Genomic DNA, 22,339 nt, shown 5'->3' on the forward strand with positions numbered 1-22,339 from the left:
GACAATGAAGGATAGGGCAAAAGCCATGTTGGTATCGGCATTTAATAGGATGGAAGCATATGTCTAATAGAAAGCATTGCCTTATGAGCCATTGCAATAAAAGATAAAATTCGTGGCCAATTGCTTCATGCGGGATGCCGAAAAACGAAATGTGCCGTCAATCTCTCCCTTAGCGCCGTCCCGCTCGCCAGCTAAAATAAATTATGGAGCGGTTAGACGAGCGTGACCATGGTTGCAGGATTCAACCAGCAAAACAAAACTCCGCCAGAATGCATATATTTATCATAAGTGATATGGCAGAAAAAGGACATCTTTTATTCCTCTGCCTTTAACTCACGCTTGAATCTCTCTTCGAAAATTGTATAAAGGGTTGGGACAAAAATCAGAGTCAGGAAAGTAGATGCCGTTAGACCGCCGATAACGGCGATGGCTAGAGGTGCTTGTGATCGTTCGCCGCCGACCCCTATCGCCATGGGAATCAATCCAAAGATCGTTGCCAATGAGGTCATCAATATCGGGCGCAGCCTCGTTCTTCCGCCGGTCATCACCGCCTCGTGCAATTCCATTCCTCTCTTACGCAGACGATTGATGTAGTCGATCAACAAGATTCCGTTGGAGACCACGATACCAACCATAACGATTACACCCTCAAAAGAAGTGACTGAAAGAGTAGTGTTCGTGAGGAACAATGCCCACACGACTCCTGCGATTCCGAGCGGTATCGTGAACATTATGATAAACGGATCGACGAGCGATTGGAACTGAGAAGCCATGACCATATAAACCATTATGATAGCAAGTATGAGAGCAAGTCCCAAAGACTTGAACGTACTGTTCTGCTGCTCGATGTTTCCGCCTTGAACGACTTGGAATCCGGATGGCACAACAATCGTGTTGAGTTTCTTCTGGATATCGGCTGAGACGCTTCCCAAGTCCCTGCCTGCAACGTTTGCAGTGACGTCGATTATCCGCTGTTGATACTTTCTGTCTATCTCGACAGGAGAATTCGACATCACTACGTCCGCAATATTACCCAGGGTCACTAGCTGCCCCGAGGTGCTGTTCACGGCGAGGCGACGAACATCGTCTATCCTGTCGCGGTCGCTTTCGTTAAGACGGACGAGAATATTATAACTGTTTCCATTCTGGGGATCCTGGAAAAGTGAGGCAACCGAGCCGTCAATCGCTGTTGACACCGTGTTTGCCACATCGGCGACGTTTACTCCAAGAGCGCCCGCCTTGTCTCTGTCTACAATCACCCGCAGCTGTGGCAAATTCGGATCTCGACTTATTTGAACGTCTACCGCTCCGGGTGTCGAGCGTACAAAATTGTAAACTTGCTGTGCGAGGCGGGACCCAGTTTCAATATCGAATCCCATAACCTCGACGTCGATTGGCGCAGCGGAGCCAAAGTTCAACAAAAAGTGCAGGAAACCGCCAGGGGTGACATAGATTCTTGCTCCCGGCATCGACATTAATTTTGGTCTGATTGCGTTGATGACATCAGCCTCGGATCGTTGCCTCTGGCTGGGGTCTACAAGTTGAACTTGAACGTTTGCGGCATACGTTCCAGGATTCGAGCCGAAGAGGTTTCCGCTCTTCTGATTAGGAATACCAATATCTGAGATTATTGCTCTTGCTTCCGGAACATTTTGTCTAATAACACCTTCGACTTTTTGGATGTACTTTTCTGTCTCTTCTATGCGAGTACCCACCGGAAGCTTAACAGAAAGACTGAACTGGCTCTCGTCGCTGTCGGGAAAAAATTCCGTACCTACGAACTTAAAAAGAATAAATGAAAGAAGTGCGAATCCCGACACACCGAACACCACGTAGCGTTTATGCTTCAGGATGTATCCAATGGTTTTCTGGTAGTTGCTATCGATACTTTCGAAAAAATTCTTTGAGCTCAATATCAACCTGTCAAAATACCTGGGAGAATTCGGGTCGATTTCTTTTTCTGGCTGTATGATCCTATAGCAGAGAAGCGGTGTGACGGTCCTCGAGACAAAAAATGAGCCGAACAGCGCTACTGTAATGGTCAATACGAGCGGCAAGAAAAGCAGCTTTGCAACACCGGTCAGGAAGATGACTGGAAGGAAAACTATTACAGTCGTCAAAGTGGAGATAAAAATAGGGCCCGCAACTTCAAGCGCGGCATCGAGCGTGGCTTGCATCCTGCTTACCTTTTGGGCACCCATCAAATTGTAATGGCGCGTTATGTTTTCAAGTTCAACGATCGAGTCGTCCACAAGTCTTCCTACGCCGAGTGCCAGGCCGCCAAGCGTCATGATGTTTAAAGTGGTTCCACTAAACCTGAAATATATAAACGTAACTAGAATCGAAAGGGGTATTGCAACAAAAATGACAAGTGCACTTCTCAAATTTCGGAGGAAAAGCAGGATTACAATTACGGCGAGCAAAGCACCCATCGCGGCCTCTCGCTGGAGACTGCTTATCGAATCTCTTATATACGAACTCTGGTCGAACGCCAATGACGACTTGACCGACGGCGGAATACCTTGAAGATTGGGGAGAGCCTTCACCACTTCGTCAACGACGTCGACCGTGTTCGCGTCGGGAGACTTCAGCACTCTTAGAACGACGCCGTGCTGCCCGTTGACTCTGACTATTTCGGTTTGTTCCTGGAACGAATCCTCAACATAACCTATGTCCTTAATACGAATTGGAACTCCGTTGATAACCTTCACCACCATGTTTTCCATCGGCTGGACAACGTTGTACTGGCTTTCGGTCGCAAGGGAATAGTCGAAAACCCCGGTCTTCAAATCTCCGGATGGAATGATTAAGTTCGATTGCGCAACTGCGTTCGTAACATCCTGGAGCGGTAGATTAAGTGCCTCTATTTTGCTTCTATCGAGAACTACGTGAACCTCCCGGATTCTTCCGCCGGTGACTGCGGCCGAAGCAACTCCATCCAGATGCTCTATCTGCGGCTCGATAACGTTATACGCGAGGTCATACAGACTTCGCTCGTCCATGTCACTATTCAACACAATGGTACACACGGGAAGATTTGATATGTCGAATCGCAACGCGATCGGTTGAGACACGCCCGTGGGGAGCAAACTGAAGGTCCTGTTTACCTTCTGAATAACATCCACGAGTCCGACGTTTGTATTTGCATCCCAATTGAAATAGACAAAAACCCGGCATATCCCTTCACGAGTCTGCGATTGAACATAATTGACGTCATTTGTGCTGCTGACGGAGCGTTCAATCGGAACGGTAACCGATTGTTCCATATCGCTCGGTGCAGCCCCATTGTAGAATGTAATCACAGAGACAACCGGTATTTGTATATTCGGAAGCATGTCGATGGGAAGCTGGAGAAACGATACTAACCCCAACACAAAAATGGCAATAGATCCCATCAGCGTCGAGATGGGATATCTTAAAGCGAGTCGCGTTAACCACATATTTCTATCTACTCATCTTTAGTTTCGCACTAGAATTTTTCTAAATATTGAAACAACAAGAAGGGCAAGGATACAAAAGATAATCGTTATCGACCAAAATGCGAGACGAACCTTTCCGTTGACGGAAATCGAGGGTGTTATCTTGTGCTACTCTTTTCCTTTTCATCTCGGAAGATTCTCAACTTCCGTATCTACTTCGCCACTCTCACTTTCATTCCATTATTCACCAGATCTTGTCCTACAGTCAGTATCCGGTCAGAATTGGTTATCCCTGAAAGTATTTCATTCCGGTTGTCTTGAGAGATTCCGATTTGTACGTAAGCCTTTCTAACGGTACTGTCTTTTGAAAGGGTGTAGACATAACTTCCGGAATCATCTTTCAGGATGTCCTGAGTCGGAAGAATCAGGGCGTCATTTCTTTGTGAAAGGACAAGATTAATCGCTGCAAACATCCCGGGTTTTAGAAAGTGCTGCGCATTGTCCAGGTCAACTTCCACAGGCATCGTTCTTGTCGCGAGATCGAATTGCTGGCTTATTCTGGTAATCTTACCTTTGAAGACCTGATTAGGATACGCACCGACCATCACATCTGCGCTCGAGACATTTCTCAGATATTGAACATCGCTCTCAAGAACATTCACCATTATTTTTACCTTCTGTATTTCGGCGAGAGTAAACAAAGTCGATCCTTGTGCATTTGTTGATGCGGTCACGTATACTCCTGGATCGAAGTAGCGCCGCGTTATATATCCCGAGAAGGGAGCCACTATCTTGCAGTAGCTCAGCTGGGTAACGGCGTTTTTGTAGGTTGCCTCGGTCGCTTCTATTTGCGCTTGCGCCACCTTGTATGCGGTCTCCGAATTATCCAGATCCTGCTTCGCGATTAGGTTCTGGTCCAGGAGAGTCCTGTTGCGTTCATAAGTTATCTTTGCGTTTGTCAGGGTCGCTTCGGCTTGCATATAAGTCCCTCTGGCCTGGCCGACATTCTGTGAATATATAGTTGTGTCGATCAGGGCAAGCAACTGGCCCCTCTGGACGTAATCTCCGATATTGACAAATTCTTCTTCGAGATTTCCGTTCACCTTCGGAAAGATGCTTGCCTCCTGATAGGCATCAATGTTCCCGGTAAACGAAATCGTTTTTGAGATTGCGCCCCGCTGTACTGTCGAGACTTCAACGGCCGGAGTCGGCCTCGCATTCCTCACCGGATCATTGGCGTTCGCCCTGATTCGGAAATACGAAAAAAGGATGAGAAGAAGTATTACACCTGAAATGGAAAGAAATACGCGTTTTTTATTTTTATTCATTTATCTTACGTCCTAGTGGTTATCCGAATTGCTCTTCATTTGACCTAAGACCAACTGGAACTTGTTTTGCTGTTCGCTGCTCAGAATAGTATTGATCATTTTTCTCGTAGAATCCATCTGACTCTGTAAATCGGCATTGAATTTTTTCCTGATCGCCTGAAACTTAGGATGGGCATAACTAATTATCGAATCCAATTGCTTCTGCTGCGTTTGCGTCAGGCTGAGTTCCTTCGTCAAATAGTTAATGTACCTCCTCTTGCCGAAATGTGAATCGTCATTCCGCATTCCGTATTTGTCGATTGCAAACCCTGCCACTCCGCCGACGATCATGGAAACAATTATCGACACCCAAAGAATTCTTTTCGTAACCATGTCATTTGCTCCTCACAACCAGTTCGAGCACTTGATCATTCGAGAGAGTCTCTTGGTCCACCGAGCTCCTTTCGATATTAGTGAGGGAGCCCACCATTTCCACCGGTGAAATTGTCGGCCGTTCGAACATCTGCAGGCCGAGAATGACTATAACAAGCAGCGTGGCAAGACTGATGACTATGTCCTCTAAGGCGATGCGTAATTCTTTTCCTTCGCTGACACTCCTTTGCTGACGAATGGAACTTACTACCGAATAATTAAACCTCTCATCAAGATGAAAAGAATGTGCAGCATTCAGCGTCCCTGCAAGCCGGTGAAGATGTTCCACCTCGCTGCGGCATTCGTCGCAAGTTTCGAGATGGAGCTTAAACTCATCCTGTTCACTTTGATCGAGCTCTCCGTGAACAAAATCGTCCGCCCGAAAAACATTGTAACATTTACTCTTCATAATTCAGCCTTTCACTTAGTTTACTTCTCAATACCTGCCTTGCACGGAATACTCGCGTCTTGGCAGTTCCGACACTGACCTTCAGGAGCTTCGCTATCTCATTGTAACTCAACTCATCAATCTCGCGAAGGGTAACGGCCTCCCTGAGCACCGAAGTCAAGTTCTGCATCTCTTCTCTAACTATTTCGATCGTCTCGCTAGTATCGTATACTCTTGCGGGATCTGATGTAACATCGGATTTTATTTGCTCCTGTCCTGCGGAGAAACGCGAACTTTCGGAAGAATTGTTTTCACTTCTGCCGAATATCTCCGTGAAATTGAAAACGCGTCTTATCTTCTTCCGTCTTATTTCGTCGCGACATAAATTGACTGTTATTTTTACTAAGTAAGTATAAAATGACGAGTCGCTCCGGTACCTCTTGATCGAGTTGAAAGCTCGGATGAAAACTTCATGCGAAATCTCCTCGACGTAGTCTTTTCCAAGAATCGAATAAACAGTTGCAGCGATCTTCCCCTTGTACAGAGAAATGATCTCGGAGTAAGCAACTTCGTCGCCTTCCAATGCCCTATCAATAAGTGCTTTTTCCTTGGCTCGTCTATCATTTAGCCTCGATTCATTAGACGAATCAGGCGGATCGTAGTTCATTTCCTTTATTGTTCCTTATTTATTCATTTTTCTATTGATAATTTTGCTCAATGGGGATAAATTTGCAACCGTTATGAGCTTGAAAATAGCCGAAGTTAGCAGATATTTTGGAGCCGTCGCCGCCGTCGACGGGGTTTCATTCGAAATAAACGTTCCAAGCGTCGTCGGATTTCTCGGGCCAAACGGTGCAGGGAAGACAACCACGATGAGAATCATCACTGGCTTTCTTTCTCCTTCTCGAGGAAAAGTTTTCATAAACGGAAATGAAGTAAGTTCCGACGATTTCAAATCGAGATCGAAAATCGGGTACCTCCCGGAGAGCAATCCGCTGTATACCGAGCTCGAGGTTCATGAGTATCTGAAATTTACGGGAGAGTTGTCGGGACTCAACGCGGAAAGAACCGAGGACCGGCTCGATTATGTCGCGGATCGATGCGGCTTGGAAGAAGTACTCTATGAACCTATCGGTCATTTATCGAAGGGATACAAACAGCGCGTCGGCCTTGCTCAGGCGATCATCCATGATCCGGAGATTTTGATCTTGGACGAGCCGACGTCGGGCCTCGATCCAAATCAAGTAGTGGAGATCCGTAAGTTGATTTCAGAGCTGGCCCGGGAAAAATTCGTGATTCTCTCGACACACATTCTTTCTGAAGTCCAGGCGTTGTGTAACCGTGTTCTGATAATCAACAAGGGCAAGCTTGTTCTTGACGCCACTTCGGAAGAATTGCAGCGTGACGGGCTCGGAGGTTTGTCTTTAAAGATCAAAACCGTGAAGCCCGTCGAAGAAGTGAGAACTAAAATTGGGAGTGCCGTCGAGGCGAAGAGAATTTCTGCGAATTTTGAATCGGGAGTGATCTCGCTGCGGCTCGCAATTGAAGACAGCGATGATGCGAGAGAAAAAATATTCGACGCATGTGTTGAAAACGGATTCAAACTTCTCGACATCAACAACTCCGGTTCCGATCTCGAAAAGGTGTTTAGAGAACTAACAATGGGAGAAAATGAAACAGGAGAACGATAACCTCAGAGTTTTGGTCAAGAAAGAACTGTTAATTTCACTTAAGACTCCCGCTGCCTATGTAGTCATTATTGTGTTCCTCCTGATATCGGGGTACATGTTTGCCCAGAATCTTTTTCTGGCAAACGCGGCTACACTCAGACCGTTTTTTTCTTTGACAACCATTCTGTATCTGTTTTTTATTCCGGCCCTGACGATGCGCACCTTTTCGGAAGAGTTTCGCAGCGGTACAATTGAAATTATCGTGACTCACCCCGTCGGCAGGGGAAGGCTGGTGTTGGCGAAATTATTGTCGAGCATGATCACGGTCGTCGCAGCCCTTGTTCCGACGATAATATATTTTGTAATCATTGCCGGAATTGGAGAGATAGATAGTGGCACAGTCCTTGCGGGGTATCTCGGGCTTATATTTTTGTCGGCCGGGTACGTTTCGGCCGGAATTTTCGCGTCGAGCCTGACACAGAATCAGGTCGCTGCGTTCATTATCGCATTGTTCATTTTATTTATATTTTTCATTCTCGATAAAGTTACGTCCCTTGCGACGGGCCAATTTGCTTATATCCTTCAATATGTGAGCTCGGATTTTCATCTGGAAAATTTCTATAAAGGCGTCATCGACCTCAGGGACGTAATCTATTTTTGCGGAGTCACCGTGTTCTTCTCAACCCTGACGATGAAATGGCTGGAGCTCAGATCTAAATGAAGAAGTTAACTCGCGAACTTTTCCTTCAAATGCTGCTTTACCTCGCGGTGATCGTTCTGGTGAACGTCGTCGCATCAGGATGGTTCATCAGACTAGATTTGACCAAGGGCAGGATAAATACATTGTCGCCTTCGACTGAAAACCTCCTTAAGACCCTGAAGGACCGTCTGATCGTGAAGGTCTATTTCAATTCCGACCTGCCGTCTCCATACAGCAATAACCGCCGCGCACTCGTCGACATCCTTCAAGAACTAAGGAGCTTTTCGGGCGGAAAACTGGAATATGAAATCAACGACCCGACCACCGACGCCGACGTGAGCAAGGCAACTTCCGAAGGAGTTCCGCAAGTTCAAATCCAGGTTGTAAATAACGACAAACTCGAAGTGAAACGCGCATTCATGGGTTTGGTCCTCGAATATCGGGCGCAGAAACAAATCATTCCCGTTATTGAAGACCTTTCCGATTTCGAATATGACATCGCATCGCGAATCGATCGGATGATAAACCCTGGAAAAAAGACTATCGCCATGGCACAGGGAAACGGCGAACCTTCCTTCGTGGATATTCAAAAGGCGCAGCAAGCATTATCGAGCAGATACAATGTCTTGCCCGTGGATTTTAAACGGCCTGTTCCTGATTCCGTCAGTGTGTTGATCATGATCCAGCCGGCAACAACTTTCTCGGATTCCCAGCTTTACAACTTAGATCAATTCATGATGAAACGGGGCAGAGCGGCATTCTTGATGAGCATGGTGAACGCAACGATGCAAAGCCAATTCGCGACCGATCTCAATCTTGACGCCTCTAGGGCCTTCAGCAGCTACGGGTTTGAAATAAAAAAGAATCTCGTCAGGGATGCTCAATGCGCATTGGTGAGCGTCATGCAGAGAGAAGCTGGACTCACATTTCAGACCGACATACCACACCCGTATATTCCAAGGGTCAACAATCTCGCCAAATCCTTCGTCGTCACCCAAAATCTGCACGAGGTCGTGCTTCCGTTTACGAGCGAAGTCGATACCACGTCGGCACATAACCTCCATCTCGGTGTGATCCCATTCGCAGTTTCGAGCCAGCAGAGCGGAACGCAGGCTGACTTCTACAACTTAGACCCAAGCGCCCAGTTCACGCGTGCAATGTTCAGTGAGCATTATCTTCTTCTTGGTGCGGCGATAAGCGGTAAGATAAAAACTGCTATTCCGGACTCCGACAAAGATGCAAGTCCATCAAGGAAGACGGAAGGCAATGAGAGAATAATCGTCATGGGCAACGGCAATTTTGTCCGGGACATGTTTCTGAGTAATCCTGAAAACCTCTCGATCTTCCTGAACATCGTGGACTATTTGGTGGACGACGTAGGACTCATTTCAATCCGGTCGAAGTCTTTCCTGCCGGGTCCATTAAAACCTGTTTCCGATTCCTACCGCGTTATTACAAAAGACCTGATCATCGGACTGCCGTCGGTGCTCATTCTGGCGTTCGGGCTGATTTACTGGCAAAGAACTACCAACCGTCGAAAAGCTTATCGCGCAAGTCTATCGAACAGAGAGGAACCGCGCAGTGAAAAAGTCGACTAAGATTTTAATCGGCTTGCTGGTGCTGCTGGGAATAGCATATGCGATCCAGCGGCTGACCTTTTCCACATCGACAACGGAAAATTCTAATCCCTTTTCGAACATCGATACTTCAAAGGTCAATCAGATTTCGATTCTTTCGGACGGGAGGGAAATTGTCATCGTGCGCGAAAGTCGTGGATGGTTCCTTACAAACCCGCTACATTTTCCGGCAAATCTGACTGAAGTAAACCTTCTGCTTGATGCAGTTGCTGCAAATCCATCGGCTTCCGTAGTAGCGGACAATCTGACGGACAGTGTTGCCTACGGTTTGGGCGCGGGTGCCCCGACAATAAAAATATCTGAAAATATTCAAAAGGAAGTTTCGCTCCGTGTTGGGAATATCACTCCGGATTTCGACGGGTGCTATGTTGAAGTCAACGGGAATAAAAAAATCCTCGACTTGTCCAAGAACATCAGAACGTACGCGGGCGAGCAGGTTGCGAGCTGGCGCGACAAGAGAATCTTCGACTTCTCGCTTGACGAGATACAGGCGGCGGATTTCGCACTCGGTGACACGCTTTACCATTTCTTTCACCGGGACACGCTGTGGCAGGTTAACGGCAACAACGTTCCCCTTGCAAAGATTCAGGACGTAGTTGGGAATTTTGTTGGCACCATGGCGATAGATTTTGTCGACACCTCACTCACAGAAGAGAAGCCGTTGGTCGACTATGGATTTTCACTTTCGGATGGAACTCGCGTTGCGGGGAAGGTTACAAAATCGGGTGACCAGACTTACGCCTCCAACTCATCTCTTAACCAGAATTATATCATCGGCTCAACGATTTCCGAAAACCTCATAAGAGGACTTCGAGAAATCGGGCGGGATTACCTGCACAAAGAAACGCTCAAGAGGTAAGATCTCGTGGGCAGTAGAGGATTTGAACCTCTGACCCTCCCGACTTGATGGATCAAGTCGGGATGCCCTGAACCAACTGAGTTTTTCCCTTCAATATTAATCTCTCAATGAAGTCTCTACTCTTTTGAGACTTGATCTCCATCTCCCTGGCAACTGCTTCCTTATGCGAAGAAAACTCTTCATAATAAACAATCTCCCATGGAATGCCCGGTTTTGTCGAAGAAGTCTTGCCTCTATTGTGCTCGCACAATCTTCCGTCCAAATTGGAAGTACTCCCCACGTAATATTTCCCCCTCTTCCGACTTCTAAGAATGTAAGTGTAAAACAACTCGTGGGCAGTAGAGGATTTGAACCTCTGACCCCGTGCTTGTAAGGCACGTGCTCTGAACCAACTGAGCTAACTGCCCAACCAACTTGCTCCAAATCCAAAGGGACTGTTCACCTGTTCAGTTCTAGACCCTCCCGCCAAGGGGGATGCTCTGAACCAACTGAGCTAACTGCCCAACCAACTTGCTCCAAATCCAAAGGGACTGTTCACCTGTTCAGCTCTAGACCCTCCCGCCAAGCGGGATGCTCTGAACCAACTGAGCTAACTGCCCGATCAATTCGCGACGTAAGTCACAGCCTAAAGAGCGCGAGACGGGACTCGAACCCGCGACGTCCAGCTTGGGAAGCTGGCATTCTACCACTGAATTACTCGCGCATTAAAGAACCCGCTTCGCACATCTAAAGAATTCATTGTGGAAGCTGGCATTCGCACTTTATCCCGCGTCTAGCGGGAATTGAATTATTCACACAACTTTCAAAAGTACGAATTTGGCGCGGCTCAAACAAGCCCGAGCTTCGGTGGCTCAGCTTCGATGATTATGGAAGACAAATTTTTCCAAGTATCGTCGCCCTTGAAGCTCCGGTGACTTGCGGAAGGTTCGTGGCATTTCCGGAAACCGTCTCGTTCGCGAGCACCGCAAAACAGATCGCCTCCTTTGCATCGGACGGGATTCCCAGACTCTCCGAATTCTCGACTCTAACTCCAGGGAAATGTGCTTTCAGAGAATCCATCATGTACCGGCTGTGTGCTCCACCTCCGCTCACGTAAAGTTCGTCAAGTCTTCCTTTTACGGACAAAAACATCCGGAAGTTTTCATGAACGGCGGCTGGCGTAAATTCTGTTATCGTCGCAATAATGTCTTCCTTTGATTGATCGCCGAATTTATTAATAATATCTTCCACATATTTCTTCCCGTACCGTTCCCGCCCCGTTGACTTCGGTGGTGAACTTGTCACGAACTCGTCTGTCATTAGATATGACAACATTTCTCTTTGGATATTCCCCGAAGATGCGACGGCTCCATCTCTGTCGAAATCCATTTTATAGGAAATCTGCATGAGCTGGTCAACGATCATATTGCCGGGCCCGGTGTCAAATGCAAGCACGTCATTCTCTCGACATCCCTTCGGCAGATAAGAAACGTTCGCGATTCCGCCTATGTTCAAGAGCATACGCGAAACTTCATCCGATCTGAAGAGAAGATAATCAAAATAGGGCACGAGCGGTGCGCCTTGTCCGCCCAGCGCAACATCCCCGGCTCGAAAATCACCGATGGTGATTATTCCGGTAAGCTTGGCGACGACCGAGGGATCACCAATTTGCAGAGTCGCTGCCACCGGCTTTCCGAACATCTCAACTCTCTGCGGCAAATGGTGAATAGTCTGTCCATGAGTGCCGATCAGATCGACCTCTTGAAAATTGATTCCCGCATGTTTGCACAACATTAACACGGCTTCTGCGTAAAGCTGCGCCAGTAAGAAGTTCAACCTCGCTATGTCGGCAACGTCGCTCGAGCCGATGGTCGAGTTCTTGAGAACGAACTCCTTGAATCCTTCCGGGAAAGGCAGGGTAACAAAATCGATCTGGTGGAGTTTTGTGTCGATTCCGTTCCCATCAATTTCGACAAGAGCCGCATCGATTCCATCCACACTCGTGCCGCTCATCAGACCGATGACTATTCGAGTTCTCTTTTGAACAAGATTAAGAAGTCGTTTCATTTTAAGTTGCCATTCAATTAAATTCGCTTATGAAGCAAAGATCAACGACAGATAGCCTGCTAATCGGTGCCCATATGTCGATTGCGGGAGGCCTATACACTGCCTTTGAAAGAGCGGAGAAAGTCGGCTGCACGGCAATCCAGATTTTTACGAAGAATTCTAATCAGTGGCGAGATCCTGTCATTTCATCCGACGATATTGAAAAATACAGAGAGGCGATGAATAAGTCAAAAGTACGAATCGTGGTTTCCCACGATTCTTATTTGATTAATCTTTGCGGCGCGACGGACTCGTTGCTGGAAAATTCCCGCAGGTCATTTGTCGAGGAAATAAAACGTTGCGATGCACTCGGAATAAAATACCTCATCTTTCATCCGGGCGCCCATACCACCATGGATCGTAAAGCAGCCGTGAAAACAGTGGCGGATTCTCTAAACCATGCTCACTCGGCGACCAAGACTAGTCATGTCGTGACCTTGATTGAAACTACAGCGGGGCAGGGTACAACGCTCGGAAACAGCTTTGAGGAAATCGCCGACATGATTTCTTTCGTGAACGATAAAGAAAGAGTCGGGGTATGCATGGACACCTGTCACATTTTCGCAGCAGGTTATGACATTCGCACGAGAGAAAGCTACCGGAATACCATGGCTATGTTTGGAAAGCTTATCGGGTTTGACATGCTCCATGCCATTCACTTCAATGACGCGAAGAAGCCCTTGAACTCTCGCGTTGACAGGCACGAGCACATTGGAAAAGGTGAAATAGGGAAGTCTGCCTTTGGATTTTTTATGAACGACGAAAGATTTGTCCAAATCCCGAAGGTGCTTGAAACGCCGAAAGGCGACGACGGCTACAAGATGGATATTGTCAATCTCAAATTACTTAGATCAATGGTATGAGCACGTTTTACGACCCCGACTACATGTGCAGGTGGATGTCAGGAACTAAGAAAGACATGAAATTTAGAATTTAAAATTAATTTCTAAGCACTCTCAATTTTTTTCCAATTCTCTCGAAAGCAGCAACCGCCTTATCCAGATGTTCCTTTTCATGTGCCGCCGAAATCTGCACGCGGATTCTTGCCTGTCCTTTTGGGACAACCGGAAAGGAGAAGCCGATCACATAAATTCCTTCATTCAACAAATCATTAGCAAATTCCACCGCTAATTTCGCATCGTACAGCATTATCGGAACTATCGGGTGATCTCCAGGCTTTATGTCGAATCCACACTTCGTCATTTCCGAGCGAAAGTATCCCGTGTTTTTCGCGAGCTTGTCGCGCAACTCCGTTGTCGATTCAAGAAGATCAAAAACTGCGATCTCCGCATACACAATCGGTGGCGGCAATGTGTTCGAAAACAGATAGGGTCGCGACCGCTGGCGTAAGAATTCGACTATTTCCTTTTTTCCGCTCGTGAATCCGCCGGAGGCCCCGCCCGCCGCCTTGCCGAGAGTGCCGGTTATGATATCGACCCGTGCCATCACATTTTTCGCCTCGATGCTTCCTCTCCCGTTTTTTCCGACGAAACCTGTGGCGTGTGAATCATCCACCATGACCAGTGCTTCATATTTTTCACCGAGTTCACAGATTTTATCAAGCTGCGCTACTTCGCCATCCATCGAAAACACTCCGTCCGTTGCGATCATCTTGAACCGTGCGCCTTGAGATGCTTTCAATTTTTCCTCGAGATCGTCCAAATCGGCATGCCTGTACCTGTATCTCATGGCTTTGCATGACCTGATCCCATCGATAATACTTGCGTGATTAAGTTCGTCTGAAATAATGGTGTCTTCTTCGCCAAGAAGAGGCTCGAAAACACCTCCGTTCGCATCGAAACAAGCGGCGTACAAGATAGTGTCTTCAGTTTTCAGAAACCTGGAAATCTTTTGTTCAAGGATTTTATGAATGTCCTGGGTTCCGCAGATGAATCTCACCGAAGACATCCCGTAGCCGCGTTCATCAAGTCCGCGTTTCGCGGCTTCGACTACTTTCGGATGACTTGATAAACCCAGATAATTGTTTGCACAAAAATTCAAAACTTCTTTACCATTCTGCAATTTTATAATCGCACCCTGGGGGGAAGCGATGACGCGTTCCTCTTTATATAAGCCGCTGCTCCGGATGGATTCTAATTGCTCGAGAAGATATTGCTGATATTTTCCGTACATGATGTTCTCCTCTTATATCATCACTCAGATCATGGCACAATCTTTATCGGTTGAATTCTTCTTAAGACTCTTATCGGCAGTTTTGTGTCGTCGCTGTGGTTCGCTTTTCAGTCGAAGAAACTTCTTCCTCTTTTTCGTTGATCATGCCGGGATGCGTGTTATCAACACTCTCATCCGACCTGTCGCTTTTCAACTTCGATTCGAGCCAGGTTGCCGTGGAAAGTACAAATACCGCTAAGATTGCTCCTGCAATAACATCGATGCCGTAATGATACCGCATATAGACTGTCGCAAAAATGACCCCCAGGCCCAGCGGTGTGATCACCATAGCCGACTTCGCCTTGTATTTCATGGCTATCGCGATGGTGATTATTGTCATTTCAGTATGACCGCTCGGGAAGCAATCGCGCTGGGCAAGCATCATGGCTTGAGCGACATTGGTGATGGATTCGCCGGAATTAATAACGCCTCGAAGGAACGTTGTCAAATAGAGTCCCGGCAACTCTCCGTTAATATTGGCAAAATTGTAAAGCGTGAAGCGCGGACCGACTGCCGGCACGAGAACATATCCGATGTATGAAGTGTAGAAACCATACATCAATACAAAAAGAAAAAACAAGAAGCCTTTCTCGTTTTTATTCAACAAAAGATCAACACCGAGGATTATCCATAGAAGATAAAAACTGCTATAACAGATTTGAAGAAACTCTGTTAATCCCGGGGTAGCGATGCGATCGAGAAGGGAAGTCGGGTCGGCTCCAAATATCGCTTTATCAATGCGGATCAAGAGATAATCGAGATCGTGAGGGTTGATCTGGTGCACCATTAAATACAATTCCTTGAAAGTCACGAAGATCAGTGGGAAAGTGTACCATCTTGCAGCAAATCTGATCAACGCATTTTTCCTTGACGAGTCGAGATTCGCCAGTAACAAAATCGATATCGATACGACAAGATTTACCATCACAATCCACACAGCGTAGGGTACCCGGCTATGGAAAACTATGGCTGTTACCGAAATTCCAAAAACACCCAGTACATTCAACCGATCTAACGGCCGTAGCCTGCTTAAATCAAACATTTGCCTCCAAAATCAAAAAAATTCCATAAATATCTTCCGGCGGGAAGGTTTCAATGCGTCTGACTTGAAAATCCTCAGGCAACTTTTCGATTGCAGATTTGCCGTAGTAGTGCGAGACGAAATGCCTGAGCATTTTTCTCCTCATCCCAAAAACTCTTTTGATAAAAGCAACAAACCTGTCCTCTTCCGCGATCGGCTCTCTTTTATAAAATGAAATCCGAACGACGCGTGAACCGACGCCCGGCTTTGGCTTGAAACAAGTCGGAGGCACCGAAAACAGCTTCTTCACTCGCGCGGTGAGCTGCAAGCGAACCGAGATCGCACCGTAAGTTTTCGTGCCGGGTTTCGCGGCGAGTCGATCAGCCACTTCTTCCTGCACCATCAAAACTGCAAAATCAACCTTCGAGCGAGCGTCTACGACCTTTGAAACGATCTTGCTCGTCAGGTTATAAGGAATATTTCCGACCACTTTAATTGTCCTGTCCAAAAGATTAAAATTGTAATTTAAGAAATCTCCGTTCATCAAAACAAAATCGGGTGCTGACTCTAATTCCTTGCGAAGCCGACCATAAAGCTCCGTATCCTTTTCGATTCCGATTATATGTGCAGGCTTGTTCACGAGGAGGCGCGTCAACGCTCCTTTTCCGGGGCCAACTTCGAGTATTGTATCTCCATTTGAAATTGAGAGTTCATCGACGATCTTGCGCGCGATATTACCATCAATTAAGAAATTTTGTCCAAGAGACTTCTTTGCCCGAGGATTGACGATTTCGTTTCCTGCGGTAGGTTTTGAGAGGCTGCTCCCTCTCTTTTGTACTGCGATCACTTCAACGACGACAAAAACAGTTGAGGGGGTAAAACAGAGGCGAGTTTTGAGTTGAAGCCGACTATAGTAAAACGAGCGTCGCTGGTTGTGCCGCCCGCAACTAGAGACATCCCCAGAACTCCATCGGGTGCAAGACCAAGGTCGGGATATGATGGTCTCAAATAGCTGCTTAGCTGGGAACTAAGTGGAGGGTGAACCCTCAGAGTCAACTTATAATCCAATGTACCATCAAATCCTTGCCAGCCATCCAATCTGAAGTCAAGAGGTGCTCCGTAAGCAATCATCTTATTGAAATAAATTCTTCCGTCCGTCACGTCGAAACTAAATGTTGTTGAACTTACCTTCAACGAATCTTTCTCAGGTGCTCCGAGAAAACTGAACAGCTTGTTGAGGACTGAGTAATCCTTTATTTGAGCGTTCGAGATCGAAAATTGTCCGTGGCCTCCGAGTCCGGCGAGATCAACTTTTCCCGAATCATCGCAAATGCCGTTCAGTGTAACAATCCCTTTCCCGGTTCCACCGACAAACTGGCTCCCGCCTAGATACCGTTGGAACAACTTCCCGAAACTCCATGTAGCAATCATCGTCCTCAGCCCAAAAGTGACTTTGCCCTCTTGTCCGTAATCCGTCCAGCCGGAAATATAGAACGTGCCCATCGGTGAGACATAATCAAGCCGTCCAAATCGTACGAAGTAATCTTGTATCTGCAAATCTCCGGAAAGCTTTGTCAGCGTATCGTTTGGAAAAATAAACTTTCCAATGTTAAAGTCGATCAACACGTTTGTTCTCGGAATCCACGCAAGAGTCTGTCTGCCAATATTGAGTATCATATGGGGTAGAAGCCCGACCGTGTTAAACGTTTTAGAAACCATTCTTAGCTTCAGCTGCGGTATCGAAGTCGCACTGCCTAGAAAAATATTTTGATAGTTCGTCAGTGTTCCAGAGAAAACTACGTCGCTCCCTCCCATTCGCAAAAGTAATTTGTTGAAAGAAGCTACGTTATTTTTCAGTGAAATGCTCCCGTCGCATTCTCCGGTGTAAAGGGTGTCAATTCCGATCGGCACCTGCACGAGAGCATCTGAAAATGTTATTAAGCCGTCGGCGCTGGTGCTGCTCTTTCTTGAATTATAATCGAAGCCGTACTTTGCCCTTATGGAGCCGGATAATTTTTCGCTGCCAGGCATCCCGAGACTATGCGCAAGCTTTTTCAGCTCGAGATTGAGCAGGACACGAACGCTCCCGGATTTCGGAGGGCTCACGTTGAAAACCACCGATGCGAGATTTTCTCCGAGAACCGCGCTCGGCATTGAAAATGCCAGTGATGAAGAATCGTTATTCAAAGAATAGTTGCCGTGTAATTCACGAATTGAGAGGGAATCACCGGATTGCAGCTGGGCCCGTATGTCGTCAAGATCTACCCGCATCATCGCACTGGCGTTCTGCTCATGTTTATCGTATTCAAACTCACACGTGAGTCTTCCGTTGATTGAATTCTCAAGAATCACATCCTGGAGGGATTTCGGCAATAGTCCATATATGCATCGAGCGGAAGAATCGGTATTAACCGAATATATGCTCAGTTCTGAATGCGGGTAAAAGGAAAGCCACACGGACGACTGAAGTTTCACTCCGAATACTGAAGCCTTCTCAGACACGATGTTCACCTGATCGTGGCGTTTGTCGTAATCTAATTTTGCTGCTACATTGATGGGAGATCCTTCATATAATTCCGAACTATTTTTCCAGAGTTCAAATTTCTCTACATTCACATTCGAATTAAGCGTCAATTTATTCTCTTCGACCACCGTTTTAATTCTTGAAGAAAGATCTGCATTCAAAAACTTCAACGAAAGACCGCTCTTGTCATCGTACCAGATTATATTTCCGTTTACAATTTCAAAGTTTGAGAGAAGAAAGCTCGATAGAGAGCCGCGTACGTTTTTTGTCTCCCGGTAAAACGTGTCGCTCAGCAGTTGATCGGTGTTTAATCGGCCCCGGTCGTTTTGCTCGATGAAGATAGTCGGCGAGAAAAAGATGACATTGTTGATCTCCAAACGGTTCTTGAACAACGGAAGAATCTTCGCATCGATCACCATGGCTTTCGAATCAAGAAGGTATGGGCTGTCGAATTTTCCATACCTCGGGTTAGCTACTCGAAGGCCGGTTATTCTGATTCCGATTGTCGGGAAAAATGAAAGCTCCACATTTTCAGCGGAGACATCGCGGTTCAATATTTGGCTGAGCCTAGGCAGGACAAGAGCCGTCAATTTATCGCTGCTAAAAACAAACTTTGATAAAACAATCGCGCCAAAGATTACGACTGTGAGTAATATTACGGTGTATCTGACTATCCTTACGCCTCGTTTCATTGATAAAAATATATGGTTTAAGCGTTCCATTTTCAATTTTTGAAATGAGACATAGTGATTTGCGTGACAATCCAAATGAGGAAGTCAGATCCACCGGCTCACCCTGATCGTTTGCAATTCAGGCCGTTCCTTCATAAATTTAACTACAAATAGGAGATTTAATGAGAAGCGGAATCCACCCGAAGTATCATGTTGTTACAGTCACATGCGTCTGCGGAAATACATTTCAAACTCGTTCGACGGAGCCGGGCCAATTCCTGAAAGTAGAAATTTGCGCTAACTGCCATCCATTTTTCACAGGGAAACAAAAACTCATAGACTCAGCCGGCCGCGTTGAAAGGTTTATGCAGAAGTACAAGAAAAAAGCAAAGGTAGAAGCCTGATCCTTATTTGCGGGCTTTTGTCAAAATTGAATCTGGTCTGACGAAAATCACGAGCCAATCTGAACGTCAGATCGGTCTTTAGAAATAAATAATTCAAACACTTCCACATGATAATTGATTTGGTTTGAACAAATATTAGTCAAGACACAAGGTCGCCCCGGGTATGCAGGTGTTTTGGCAAGCGGAGGAACGGAAAAAATACAGGGGGATTCAGTGACGGCAAAATATGATAATCGAAAGAATCTTGGCAATGCAGACCACGACATCGTACTGTACGAGACCGCGCGTGATATAGCTGTAAAAGTTTTGAACAGGGTTGATCGGACGGATTCTTACCTCGACAAAGTCCTCGAGTTTGAATTGAGAAGTCCCGATCTGAGCAGAGTCGACAAGGCATTCCTTACAGAGCTGGTAAACGGGACCATCAGGTGGAAACTAAAATTAGACTATGTAATAACACAATTCTACCGCGGAGATTTTTCAAAGGTCGATATAAATATCAAGAATGATTTACGCGTCGCTGTGTATCAATTATTGTTCCTTGACAAAATTCCGGAATCGGCAATAGTCAACCAGGCTGTCGAATTCGTAAAAAAGTATCGCGGGCAGGACACTGCGAATCAAATAAACGCCGTTCTCAGATGTGCAGTCAGGAAGATAAAAAATATCGAATATCCGGCGATCGATGACGATCCCGTCAAATCACTCTCTACACTTCATTCATTTCCCGCCTGGCTTGTCAGAAGATTCATCGACCGGTTCGGCGTTTATGAAACGGAGCAGCTTCTGACTTCTCTCAACGAGAGACCGCGCCTGTGTATCAGAGTTAATACTCTGAGAGGCTCAGTGGAGCAACTAACCTCGGAACTTGAGGATCGCGGAGTGCTGGTCGAGCGCGGAAGGTTCGTACCGAACTTCCTGTACGTTGAAGGTTTGACTCGAATAGGCGAGAATGAAGCATTCCGTGCAGGACGCTTCGTGGTACAAGATGAGAGCGCCGGCATTGTTTCAATACTCCTTGCTCCCAAACCCGGGGAGAGAATTCTTGACACATGCGCCGCGCCTGGCGGAAAGGCTGCACATATTTTCGAATTGACCTGCGGCAACGTCGATTTGACGTGCCTTGAAAAATATGAAGTGCGCGCCACTCTCCTCAAAAGCTCCCTTGAAAGGATGGGGTTTGATAAAGCTAAAGTGATTGTGGCGGATGCGGCAAGCTATGACGAGGCAGTTCCTTTCGATAGAATATTAGTCGACGTGCCGTGCACAGGATTCGGTTTGATAAGAAGGAAACCCGATTCAAAGTGGAAAAGAGAGCGTGAGGACATCAGGCAGCTTGGAGAAATCCAAAGCTCAATTTTGGAAAACGCTTCTAAACTGTTGAAGAAGGATGGCGTGATCGTTTACAGCACATCCACGATCGAATGGGAAGAGAACCAGGCGACTGTTAATACGTTCCTGAAGTGCCATCCGGAATTCGTGGTCGAGTCCGCAGATTCCTTCGTCGACCACGCTCTTGTGGGGCGTGAAGGATTCATCGAGATTTTCCCGCACCGGCACGATATGGACGGAGCGTTCGCGGCGAGACTTAGAAAAGTCTCCTGACTTTTATTTGAGAGGTTTCTTGTAAAGAAAACATCCGTTTAATAACTTTGTAATGAAAACATTTTGGAGGTTTACTTAAATGATTAAAAACGTTGAAGAATTGAAAAATAATTTACTGGGTGTAGTCGAAGTAGACGGCTGGCAGAAGGTAAAAGTTTCCAACGTGGAAAAACTTAGAAGCTCTGTCATAGATACTCTCGTGTATGAATCTGTTTTCAACCCGAGCGACGAAGTGAAAACAAAAATCCGATGGCTGATCCGCGAACTCGGAAGGAATCTCAGCGCAGGTTCCGCTTCCATCCAGGGACTCTATACTGCATATGGAAAGGGAGAGGTCTCGGGCTTTACAGTACCGGCAGTCAACGTACGCGGGATCACTTATGATTTCGCACGTGCTATGTTCAGAGTAGCAAAGAAAAATAACATCGGTCCATTTGTATTTGAGATAGCTAAATCAGAGATGGGATACACCGACCAGCGCCCGTCCGAATATTCGGCTTGCATAACGGCGGCCGCCGTGAAGGAAAATTACTCGGGTCCGGTATTCATTCAAGGGGACCATTTCCAATTCAATGCCAAGAAATTTGCGCTGGACCCGCAAAAAGAGGTGGAAGCAATAAAGTCTCTTATCAAAGAAGCCGTCGCCGCGGAATTTTACAACATCGACATTGATTCTTCAACGCTTGTCGATCTTAGCAAGAAGACTACTGATGAACAACAGCGCAACAATTACGAGTTAGCAGCAGAAATGACTGCCTTGATAAGAGAAGTCGAGCCGAAAGGAGTGACAATTTCCGTCGGCGGAGAAATCGGTGAGGTGGGCGGAAAAAACTCTACTCCCGAGGAGTTCCGTGCTTACATGCAGGGCTACGTCAAGACCTTGAACTCAAAGAAGCACGGTGCTACTCCGATAAGCAAGATTAGCGTGCAAACCGGTTCGAGCCACGGTGGAGTTCCGCTGCCCGATGGTACGGTGGCACAAGTGAAAATCGATTTCGGGGTACTGGAATCGATTTCGAAAATAGCCAGAAAAGAATACGGTATGGCGGGCGCCGTACAGCACGGAGCATCTACTTTGCCCGAAGAACTTTTTGACAAATTCCCAGGCGTTGGAACAGCGGAGATCCATCTTGCTACCGGGTTCCAAAACCTTCTGTATGATATTTTCCCGAAAGATTTCAGGGAGACCATCTACGATTATTTGAGAAAGAACTGCGCAGACGAAAAGAAACCGAATGAAACCGATGAGCAGTTTATCTACAAGACCCGCAAGAAAGCTTTCGGACCGTTCAAGCAGCAAATGTGGAACCTTGGCAAGGACTGGTTCTCAAGAGCGAATACGGAACTCGAAAAGCGATTCGAGTTCTTGTTCCTGAAACTCAACACAAAAAATACCAAGGACATCGTCAGCAAGTACGTCTGAGCGCTTTGCGCCGCCTCCTGCC

19 protein-coding genes and 3 tRNA genes are annotated in these 22,339 nt (G+C 46.6%); 8 read left to right on the forward strand and 14 right to left on the reverse strand.

Translation table 11 applies throughout. The features are described 5' to 3' along the window. Nucleotides 1–314: 314 nt before the first annotated feature. The 5 genes from VLX91_11725 to VLX91_11745 all read right to left on the reverse strand — a co-directional run bounded on the left by VLX91_11725 (nt 315) and on the right by VLX91_11745 (nt 6,213). A complete protein-coding gene (locus VLX91_11725; GenBank protein HUI30879.1) occupies nt 315–3,440 on the reverse strand; it encodes an efflux RND transporter permease subunit in 3,126 nt (1,041 codons plus the stop codon). A gap of 191 nt (nt 3,441–3,631) precedes the next feature. Continuing rightward, entirely contained in the window at nt 3,632–4,747 is a 1,116-nt protein-coding gene (locus VLX91_11730; protein ID HUI30880.1) for an efflux RND transporter periplasmic adaptor subunit, read from the reverse strand. Nucleotides 4,748–4,759: 12 nt separating this feature from the next. Next, nucleotides 4,760–5,119, reverse strand: a complete 360-nt coding sequence (locus VLX91_11735) for a hypothetical protein (GenBank protein ID HUI30881.1) — start codon at nt 5,117–5,119, stop codon at nt 4,760–4,762. Nucleotide 5,120: 1 nt separating this feature from the next. Next, nucleotides 5,121–5,567, reverse strand: a complete 447-nt coding sequence (locus VLX91_11740) for a zf-HC2 domain-containing protein (GenBank protein HUI30882.1) — start codon at nt 5,565–5,567, stop codon at nt 5,121–5,123. Next, entirely contained in the window at nt 5,557–6,213 is a 657-nt protein-coding gene (locus VLX91_11745) for an RNA polymerase sigma factor (protein ID HUI30883.1), read from the reverse strand. Before VLX91_11745 ends, VLX91_11740 begins: the two co-directional genes overlap by 11 nt. A gap of 73 nt (nt 6,214–6,286) precedes the next feature. Between VLX91_11745 and VLX91_11750 the strand changes: the two genes are divergently transcribed. From VLX91_11750 to VLX91_11765, 4 genes are read left to right on the forward strand one after another with little or no spacing between them, the layout of a single operon-like run. Then, nucleotides 6,287–7,237, forward strand: coding sequence for an ATP-binding cassette domain-containing protein (locus VLX91_11750; GenBank protein HUI30884.1), 951 nt, complete (start codon nt 6,287–6,289; stop codon nt 7,235–7,237). After that, complete coding sequence (locus tag VLX91_11755) at nt 7,218–7,937, forward strand: ABC transporter permease (protein HUI30885.1); 720 nt, start codon at nt 7,218–7,220, stop codon at nt 7,935–7,937. Before VLX91_11750 ends, VLX91_11755 begins: the two co-directional genes overlap by 20 nt. Beyond that, entirely contained in the window at nt 7,934–9,514 is a 1,581-nt protein-coding gene (locus VLX91_11760; protein ID HUI30886.1) for a Gldg family protein, read from the forward strand. Before VLX91_11755 ends, VLX91_11760 begins: the two co-directional genes overlap by 4 nt. Then, complete coding sequence (locus VLX91_11765) at nt 9,498–10,412, forward strand: DUF4340 domain-containing protein (GenBank protein ID HUI30887.1); 915 nt, start codon at nt 9,498–9,500, stop codon at nt 10,410–10,412. Before VLX91_11760 ends, VLX91_11765 begins: the two co-directional genes overlap by 17 nt. A gap of 7 nt (nt 10,413–10,419) precedes the next feature. Here VLX91_11765 and VLX91_11770 read toward each other — a convergent pair. The 5 genes from VLX91_11770 to VLX91_11790 form a co-directional block, all read right to left on the reverse strand. Further along, nucleotides 10,420–10,501: transfer RNA gene (locus VLX91_11770), tRNA-OTHER, on the reverse strand. Beyond that, nucleotides 10,465–10,740: a GIY-YIG nuclease family protein gene (locus VLX91_11775; GenBank protein HUI30888.1), complete on the reverse strand. Its 276-nt coding sequence runs from the start codon at nt 10,738–10,740 to the stop codon at nt 10,465–10,467. The genes VLX91_11770 and VLX91_11775 overlap by 37 nt, the downstream gene beginning before the upstream one ends. Nucleotides 10,741–10,744: 4 nt before the next feature. After that, a tRNA-Val gene (locus VLX91_11780) sits at nt 10,745–10,819 on the reverse strand. 224 nt (nt 10,820–11,043) lie between these two features. Beyond that, nucleotides 11,044–11,115: transfer RNA gene (locus tag VLX91_11785), tRNA-Gly, on the reverse strand. Nucleotides 11,116–11,276: 161 nt separating this feature from the next. Next, the gene (locus tag VLX91_11790) at nt 11,277–12,458 is read right to left on the reverse strand and encodes an anhydro-N-acetylmuramic acid kinase (protein HUI30889.1); all 1,182 of its coding nucleotides are present in this window, start codon (nt 12,456–12,458) and stop codon (nt 11,277–11,279) included. A gap of 29 nt (nt 12,459–12,487) precedes the next feature. Here VLX91_11790 and nfo point away from each other — a divergent pair, with 29 nt between their 5' ends. Then, nucleotides 12,488–13,360, forward strand: a complete 873-nt coding sequence (nfo, locus tag VLX91_11795; GenBank protein HUI30890.1) for a deoxyribonuclease IV — start codon at nt 12,488–12,490, stop codon at nt 13,358–13,360. A 76-nt stretch (nt 13,361–13,436) separates the two neighbouring features. Here nfo and kbl read toward each other — a convergent pair whose 3' ends face one another. The 4 genes from kbl to VLX91_11815 form a co-directional block, all read right to left on the reverse strand. After that, nucleotides 13,437–14,630, reverse strand: coding sequence for a glycine C-acetyltransferase (gene kbl / locus VLX91_11800; protein ID HUI30891.1), 1,194 nt, complete (start codon nt 14,628–14,630; stop codon nt 13,437–13,439). A gap of 70 nt (nt 14,631–14,700) precedes the next feature. Further along, on the reverse strand, nt 14,701–15,711 hold the full coding sequence (locus VLX91_11805; protein HUI30892.1) for a phosphatase PAP2 family protein: 1,011 nt from the start codon (nt 15,709–15,711) through the stop codon (nt 14,701–14,703). Next, nucleotides 15,704–16,537: a 16S rRNA (adenine(1518)-N(6)/adenine(1519)-N(6))-dimethyltransferase RsmA gene (gene rsmA / locus VLX91_11810; GenBank protein ID HUI30893.1), complete on the reverse strand. Its 834-nt coding sequence runs from the start codon at nt 16,535–16,537 to the stop codon at nt 15,704–15,706. Before rsmA ends, VLX91_11805 begins: the two co-directional genes overlap by 8 nt. Further along, nucleotides 16,534–18,906, reverse strand: coding sequence for an AsmA-like C-terminal region-containing protein (locus VLX91_11815; protein HUI30894.1), 2,373 nt, complete (start codon nt 18,904–18,906; stop codon nt 16,534–16,536). The genes rsmA and VLX91_11815 overlap by 4 nt, the downstream gene beginning before the upstream one ends. 161 nt (nt 18,907–19,067) lie before the next feature. On the opposite strand from VLX91_11815, the gene rpmE reads away from it, so the two are divergent. The 3 genes from rpmE (at nt 19,068) to VLX91_11830 (ending at nt 22,317) form a co-directional block, all read left to right on the forward strand. Next, on the forward strand, nt 19,068–19,289 hold the full coding sequence (gene rpmE / locus VLX91_11820; protein HUI30895.1) for a 50S ribosomal protein L31: 222 nt from the start codon (nt 19,068–19,070) through the stop codon (nt 19,287–19,289). 213 nt (nt 19,290–19,502) lie between these two features. Then, on the forward strand, nt 19,503–20,894 hold the full coding sequence (rsmB, locus tag VLX91_11825; GenBank protein ID HUI30896.1) for a 16S rRNA (cytosine(967)-C(5))-methyltransferase RsmB: 1,392 nt from the start codon (nt 19,503–19,505) through the stop codon (nt 20,892–20,894). Between the two features lie 79 nt (nt 20,895–20,973). Further along, nucleotides 20,974–22,317 (forward strand): class II fructose-bisphosphate aldolase, encoded by a 1,344-nt coding sequence (locus VLX91_11830; GenBank protein HUI30897.1) that lies wholly within the window; start codon nt 20,974–20,976, stop codon nt 22,315–22,317. The last annotated feature ends 22 nt before the right edge of the window (nt 22,318–22,339 follow it).

The sequence above is a fragment of the Candidatus Acidiferrales bacterium genome, from assembly GCA_035515795.1.
Lineage (GTDB): Bacteria > Bacteroidota > Ignavibacteria > Kryptoniales > JAKASW01 > JAKASW01.

What these genes read in the sequence shown, in the direction of transcription:
- VLX91_11755 (HUI30885.1), top strand. Translation starts at nt 7,218, where the DNA reads ATGAAACAGGAGAACGATAACCTCAGAGTTTTGGTCAAGAAAGAACTG.
- VLX91_11745 (HUI30883.1), bottom strand. Translation starts at nt 6,213, where the DNA reads ATGAACTACGATCCGCCTGATTCGTCTAATGAATCGAGGCTAAATGAT.
- VLX91_11830 (HUI30897.1), top strand. Translation starts at nt 20,974, where the DNA reads ATGATTAAAAACGTTGAAGAATTGAAAAATAATTTACTGGGTGTAGTC.
- VLX91_11790 (HUI30889.1), bottom strand. Translation starts at nt 12,458, where the DNA reads ATGAAACGACTTCTTAATCTTGTTCAAAAGAGAACTCGAATAGTCATC.
- VLX91_11730 (HUI30880.1), bottom strand. Translation starts at nt 4,747, where the DNA reads ATGAATAAAAATAAAAAACGCGTATTTCTTTCCATTTCAGGTGTAATA.
- VLX91_11725 (HUI30879.1), bottom strand. Translation starts at nt 3,440, where the DNA reads ATGTGGTTAACGCGACTCGCTTTAAGATATCCCATCTCGACGCTGATG.
- VLX91_11760 (HUI30886.1), top strand. Translation starts at nt 7,934, where the DNA reads ATGAAGAAGTTAACTCGCGAACTTTTCCTTCAAATGCTGCTTTACCTC.
- kbl (HUI30891.1), bottom strand. Translation starts at nt 14,630, where the DNA reads ATGTACGGAAAATATCAGCAATATCTTCTCGAGCAATTAGAATCCATC.
- VLX91_11735 (HUI30881.1), bottom strand. Translation starts at nt 5,119, where the DNA reads ATGGTTACGAAAAGAATTCTTTGGGTGTCGATAATTGTTTCCATGATC.
- rpmE (HUI30895.1), top strand. Translation starts at nt 19,068, where the DNA reads ATGAGAAGCGGAATCCACCCGAAGTATCATGTTGTTACAGTCACATGC.
- VLX91_11740 (HUI30882.1), bottom strand. Translation starts at nt 5,567, where the DNA reads ATGAAGAGTAAATGTTACAATGTTTTTCGGGCGGACGATTTTGTTCAC.
- nfo (HUI30890.1), top strand. Translation starts at nt 12,488, where the DNA reads ATGAAGCAAAGATCAACGACAGATAGCCTGCTAATCGGTGCCCATATG.
- VLX91_11815 (HUI30894.1), bottom strand. Translation starts at nt 18,906, where the DNA reads ATGAAACGAGGCGTAAGGATAGTCAGATACACCGTAATATTACTCACA.
- VLX91_11750 (HUI30884.1), top strand. Translation starts at nt 6,287, where the DNA reads ATGAGCTTGAAAATAGCCGAAGTTAGCAGATATTTTGGAGCCGTCGCC.
- VLX91_11805 (HUI30892.1), bottom strand. Translation starts at nt 15,711, where the DNA reads ATGTTTGATTTAAGCAGGCTACGGCCGTTAGATCGGTTGAATGTACTG.